We start from the raw sequence: 5805 nt of genomic DNA on the forward strand, positions 1-5805 counted from the left end.
TCCCAAGGAACAGATAAATAGATATTTGCGGCATATCTTAATGCCTGAAATTAGCGGGCCAGGTCAAAAAAAGCTTTTAGAGTCGTCAGTTTTTGTTTATGCAGAGAATGTGAGCGCTGCGGCGCCAGCAATATATTACCTGGCTGCTGCCGGTATAGGCTCCATACATTGTTCCTTTGCTGATACCGCGGGTTTTGCTAAGCTTGCTGCCCGGATTTGTGATTTAAATACTGACGTCTCAATTTCATTAGCTGACGGACAGGCTAGTGATGTGCGAATTTTGCTGGGAGATCCTGAGTTTCTCGCAAAATCCGAATTTGCTTTTGGACATTTTGTTCCTACCATCTTGGCGCTATATTACGGTTGGCAGAGCGGTATCCAGGTATGTAAAGCCGAGGACAAGCTGCAAGGATTCTTGGCAAAACTGTCTGATGTACAACCAACAGCAGATACATCATCTCCTGAAAACAAGATTACTGCCGAAGTTCTTTCAAAATGTTTTTTGGGGCCGTTGTGTGTTCTGGAGGCAATAAAACTGATCCTAGGTATTGGCGAAACGGCAGTTGATTTTCTAAACTGTAATCTTTTTTCCATGGAGTTTTCTGCCGTTAGTCAGACAGAATTAGCACAAACCCTAGGTGGATTATATTCTATACCAATACCTACCGAGAATTTTGACCTTAAAAACAGTAAAGTTCTGATTGTCGGAACAGGCGGATTGGGATCACCTGCAGCTTATGCACTCACACTTGCCGGTGTGGGTACTATTGGTCTGGTAGATTATGATACGGTGGAAATCAGTAATCTTAATCGGCAAATTCTTCATTCAACGTCAAGAATCGGAATGGCGAAGGTGGAATCGGCTGCCTTGTTTTTACAGGATCTAAATCCACAGCTTACAATTCATAAGTATCATACCGCATTGAGTAAAGAAAATGTTTATAGTATCCTGGAAAAGTATGATATAGTTATTGCAGCCCTTGACAATTTCCCTGACCGCTTTTTAGTCAATGATGCTTGCTATTTTATGGAGAAACCAATGCTTGATGCCGGTGTACTTAGATTTGATGGTACATGCATGACTATCGTAACGCCCCAAGGTCACTGCTATCGCTGCACACTGCCAGATATCCCCACAGGCGGCAGTACGCCGACTTGCTCGGAAGCTGGTGTGCTTGGGCCGCTGCCAGGTATCATGGGCTTTCTCCAAGCCGCTGAAGCTGTTAAAGTATTATCAGGACAGGGAAATACCTTGCGCGACAGAGTGCTGTTTCTGGACGGAATATATTGTCATTTTGGCACCTTACAGATAAACAAACAAAATAGCTGTCCGTTATGCGGTGTAAATCCCACAATCCTTGAGCTCCAAGAATATAAATTTGTATGTCCTGATGAAGAGAATACTTGTCAGGAGTGACAAGATATCTGGTAAAAGTGGAAACAAACCACTTTTACCAGATGTATTATAAATTCACATGAAACCGGGAGGCTTTATTCTGCAATGAGTAGAATAAAGCCTCTTTGTGTAAACGAGTAAAAAAAGCTCAAAAGTGATTTGAGTCATTTTGAGCTTTTGCCTGATTAGCTTTACATTTACATTTTATTAGCCTAATTGTTTGATGGCTTGGGCGATTCGGCTTAAGCCTTCTGCTAACAGTGAGCGCGGGCAGCCAAAGTTTAGGCGCATAAAGCCGTTGCCTTGATGACCAAAAGTCGCGCCGTCATTTAGCCCAACTTTGGCTTTGTGGGCGAAGAATTTCGTCAGTTCTTGCTGCGGGAGATTTAGGTTACGGCAATCAAGCCAGGCTAAATAAGTACCTTGCGGTTTGTCGACTTTTATCGCCGGAATATTGGCGGTAATAAATTCTGTCAGATACTGGGCGTTACCTTCCAAGTAAACTAACAGCTCATCAAGCCATTCGCCGCCATGACGATACGCTGCTTCTAGCGCGGTGATGCCAAATACATTGGTTTTGTTTATACCCAATAGCTGGAGCACTTGCGAAAATTGCCGGCGTAATTTGCTGTTCGGAATTATGGCAATGGAGGTATATAGGCCGGCAGTATTAAAGGTCTTGCTGGGAGCTGTCAGGGTAATGATGTTATCAGCGTTAGCCGTTTCCAGGGAAGCTAGTGGAATATGTTTATGACCGCGATACACCAGATCCCCGTGGATTTCATCTGCCAGGATTAATACGTTGTTTTCCAAGCAGATTTCTGTCAGCCGGGTTAACTCCGACCGTGACCAAACCCGCCCGACAGGATTATGCGGGCTGCACAAGATGAGCATGTTAGCCTCTTTGGCTTTGATGGCTAAGTCATCAAAATCCATACGATATTCGCCATCTTTATACATTAAAGGGTTTTCCAGAACCGTGCGGCCTTGACCTGTCACACTGGAAAAGAAGGGTGGATACACAGGCGGCTGGATAATGACTTTATCATTGGGCTTGGTAAATGTTTGCACAGCCAGGGCAATGGCAGTTACTACGCCGGGGGTGCTTACCATCCAATCGGGACTGGCTTTCCAGTTATGACGATTTTCCAGCCAGGCAGCTGCGGCATCATAAGCATAGGCATGGGGCGAAGGATAACCAAAAATGCCATGTTCAACGCGGGCAGCTAAAGCGGCCGTTACCGCCGGCGGTGCAGCAAAATCCATATCGGCAACCCAGAATGGGAGCACATCTTCCGAACCAAAGAGTGATGGAGCGTCATCCCACTTGGTGCTGCCGCTGTGTTGACGCGCAATTATGGTATCAAAGCGAGTAGTCATAGTTATCACCCTTATGTATGAAATGTAGCCTGTCGGCAAGGTAACATTGGTTTAACAGCAAGATCAGGATATGCCAAAATGGCTAAAGTATGTCTGTGATAGACAATACTTTAGACTTCAGTCTTTCTGATCAGCTAATGAGTATAATAATTATAAATATAAACTATCATTAGTAAGTAAAATTGTCAAGGAACTGCAATAAATATTATAAAACATAGCACAAAAAAACTTGAGTTTTTTGGAAGTAGTAGTATAATATTTACAAGTTCATATAATAGTACAATAAGACTGATTGGTGAATCAACCAAAGGTCAGAATTACAGTTCTAACGGACTGTCATTCTGACCTTTTTTGTTTTTAAACAATCTAGGAGGGGTAACATGAGCAAAAAAATCAAGCAAATTGCAATCTATGGCAAAGGCGGAATTGGTAAATCAACAACAACGTCCAACATCAGTGCAGCATTATCGAAATTAGGGTATAAAGTCATGCAGTTTGGCTGCGATCCGAAGGCTGATTCCACGAATACGCTACGCGGCGGTACGTATATTCCTACAGTGCTTGACACGCTGCGGGAGAAAAATAAAGTACAGGTAGAGGATGTCATCTATAAAGGATTTAATGGCGTTTATTGTGTGGAGGCAGGCGGACCGGCCCCGGGGGTTGGCTGTGCCGGGCGAGGCATTATCACTGCCGTGCAACTGCTTAAGCAATTAAAAGTGTATGAAGAGTTGGATTTGGATGTTGTTATTTATGATGTCTTAGGCGATGTGGTTTGTGGGGGCTTTGCCGTACCCATTCGTGAAGGTATTGCCGAGCATGTATTTACCGTATCTTCGGCCGATTTTATGGCCATTTATGCAGCCAATAATTTATTTAAAGGCATTCAGAAATATTCTAATTCTGGCGGAGCTCTTCTGGGCGGGCTAATCGCCAATTCCATCAATGCTCCCTATGCCAAAGAAATCGTCGATGACTTTGTACAGCGGACTCAAACCCGAGTGGTGGAGTATATTCCCCGTTCGGTAACAGTAACTCAGGCTGAACTGCAAGGAAAAACAACCATAGAGGCGGCACCATATTCGGAACAGGCAAAGATTTATAGCCGTTTAGCCCAGAAGGTCATAGAAACGACAGAATCCAAAGTGCCATCCCCATTGGAAACCGCCGAACTACGCAAATGGGCTGCTGCATGGGCCGATCAACTGTTAGCTATGGAAACTGGTGAGGTTCGCAGTGCAGCGGCTGGTATTTAAAAGGATTTTCCGGGTTCGTCCCTTGCCGCTGGTGGCAGGTGGCATTAGGCTGGAAACAGTGAGGTGAGAGTATGGGCAGCGTATGTTTTGATAAGCTAAGTCCTACTGTATTGGACAAAACAAGCAAACATCCGTGCACTCGGCAGATGCTCTGCATAAATATGCCCGAATGCATTTACCGGTGGCCTCTCGGTGTAACATGCAATGCAATTATTGTAATCGTAAATATGACTGTGTGAATGAGAGTCGTCCGGGGGTTACCAGCGAAGTATTAACACCCGAGCTTGCTAAAGATCATGTTACAGTAACTGTGAATGCATTAAATCCGAGGATTGGGGCGGAAATATATCAGTTTGTATCCTATCAGGGGAAGCGGTATATCGGTGCTCAAGCAGCCGCGCTGTTACTTCATAACCAGTTGGCAGGCATTGAGTATTTAGTGAAACATGGTGTGTTGGTTAAAATTAATATCGTTATGATTAAAGGGGTTAAGGATGGGCATATACCTGAGGTAGTCAAAAAAATGAAGGACTTGGGAGTGTTTGTTACCAATATTATGCCGCTAATTCCTGCTCCGGGAAGTGCTTTTGCGCATTTGCCGCAGACCAGCATGAAAGAACTGAATGCCCTAAGGGATGTTTGCCAACGAGAGATTCGTCAGATGCGTCACTGCCAGCAATGCCGGGCCGATGCTATTGGTTTGCTGTATGAAGACCGTTCGCAGGAATATCGGCTGTGTAACCGCCTGCCAGACAGCGTAACAGCAGGCAATAAAGCGCAGACGGTTTATCAAATTGCTGTTACTTCAAAACATGGAAAATTGGTAGACCAGCATTTTGGTCATGCTACTAAGCTGTTTATTTACCAGGGAGATGGGCAGCATTTTCAGCTCCGTGAGACCCGGACGGTAGGTAAGTATTGTGCCGGTATGTCAGAGTGTGATGCAGATAACCAGGATGCTGCAAGGGAGCAAATTCTTGCGGCTTTAGAAAATTGTGATGCGCTGCTGACTATGCGTATTGGCTATCATGCGAAAAAGCGGCTCCAGGCTAAGGGAATTTTTATCTCAGAATACTGTGATACAGTTGAAGCCGGCCTTCGCTATGCAGCAACGCAAATACAACTTTCCGGGTGCAGCCGTAAATAAACAGGAAAGTATTGACAAACAGGTTTAGGGCAGTATAATTAAATTCAAATCATTTATTATTTAGCTGATCAGAAAGGCTGAAGGCTGAGGTATTATCCGTAAGGATGTACTTTGGCCTTTTTTTGTTAGCATGTTGTAACCTCAGTCGTCCTGTTGGTAGTTTTATTTGTTATCGCTTGGGTAGTGCTGGATTTGCAGTTTGCCAATCCAATAAAGGAGGCGGTCAGATGTCCAACAATCAGATAGCACTAACGGCAGTTTCTGCCTAGACCGCGTGATGGTATCCGTTCATCAGCCGAGTTTGGCTGGGTTCGGCACAACATTTGGGAATTATTGCAGACTGGGAATGTTGCTACAGGCAAAAAGCAGCTAAATGGAGAAACCTGTGGCTGAATCTGTATCTGCGTCGGCAACGTTGTAAAGTGAATCAGCACACTTTTGCATTGCATCTTGTTTGGCTGCTGATGAGTAAAATAATAATGAATTTGGAGGTGTAATGTGGAAAAGCTAAATTCCAAGAGACGTTTGCCACCACAAGTTATGGAGTTAATTCGTTATTCGCTGCATACGGTTAAAAATGGGCACTTGATCTTGACTGTGCAAGACGGCTATGTGATTAAAATGGA

General features: G+C 44.3%; 4 protein-coding genes. 3 read left to right on the top strand and 1 reads right to left on the bottom strand.

Features of this window, described 5'->3' with window-relative positions; genetic code table 11:
- A partial coding sequence (locus tag AC29Z1_RS12385; protein WP_488271772.1) for a HesA/MoeB/ThiF family protein occupies nucleotides 1–1417 on the top strand: 1417 nt, incomplete at its 5' end.
- A 186-nt stretch (nucleotides 1418–1603) separates the two neighbouring features.
- Here the strand turns inward: AC29Z1_RS12385 and AC29Z1_RS12390 are convergent.
- Complete coding sequence (locus AC29Z1_RS12390; RefSeq protein ID WP_488271773.1) at nucleotides 1604–2776, bottom strand: MalY/PatB family protein; 1173 nt, start codon at nucleotides 2774–2776, stop codon at nucleotides 1604–1606.
- A gap of 380 nt (nucleotides 2777–3156) precedes the next feature.
- Here AC29Z1_RS12390 and nifH point away from each other — a divergent pair, with 380 nt between their 5' ends.
- Both nifH and AC29Z1_RS12400 read left to right on the top strand, forming a co-directional pair.
- Entirely contained in the window at nucleotides 3157–4032 is an 876-nt protein-coding gene (nifH, locus tag AC29Z1_RS12395) for a nitrogenase iron protein (protein WP_488271774.1), read from the top strand.
- A gap of 199 nt (nucleotides 4033–4231) precedes the next feature.
- Nucleotides 4232–5179 carry a NifB/NifX family molybdenum-iron cluster-binding protein gene (locus AC29Z1_RS12400; RefSeq protein ID WP_488271775.1) on the top strand — a complete coding sequence of 316 codons (948 nt, stop codon included), beginning with the start codon at nucleotides 4232–4234 and terminating at the stop codon, nucleotides 5177–5179.
- Nucleotides 5180–5805 lie beyond the last annotated feature (626 nt).

Source organism: Sporomusa sp., from assembly GCF_057736855.1.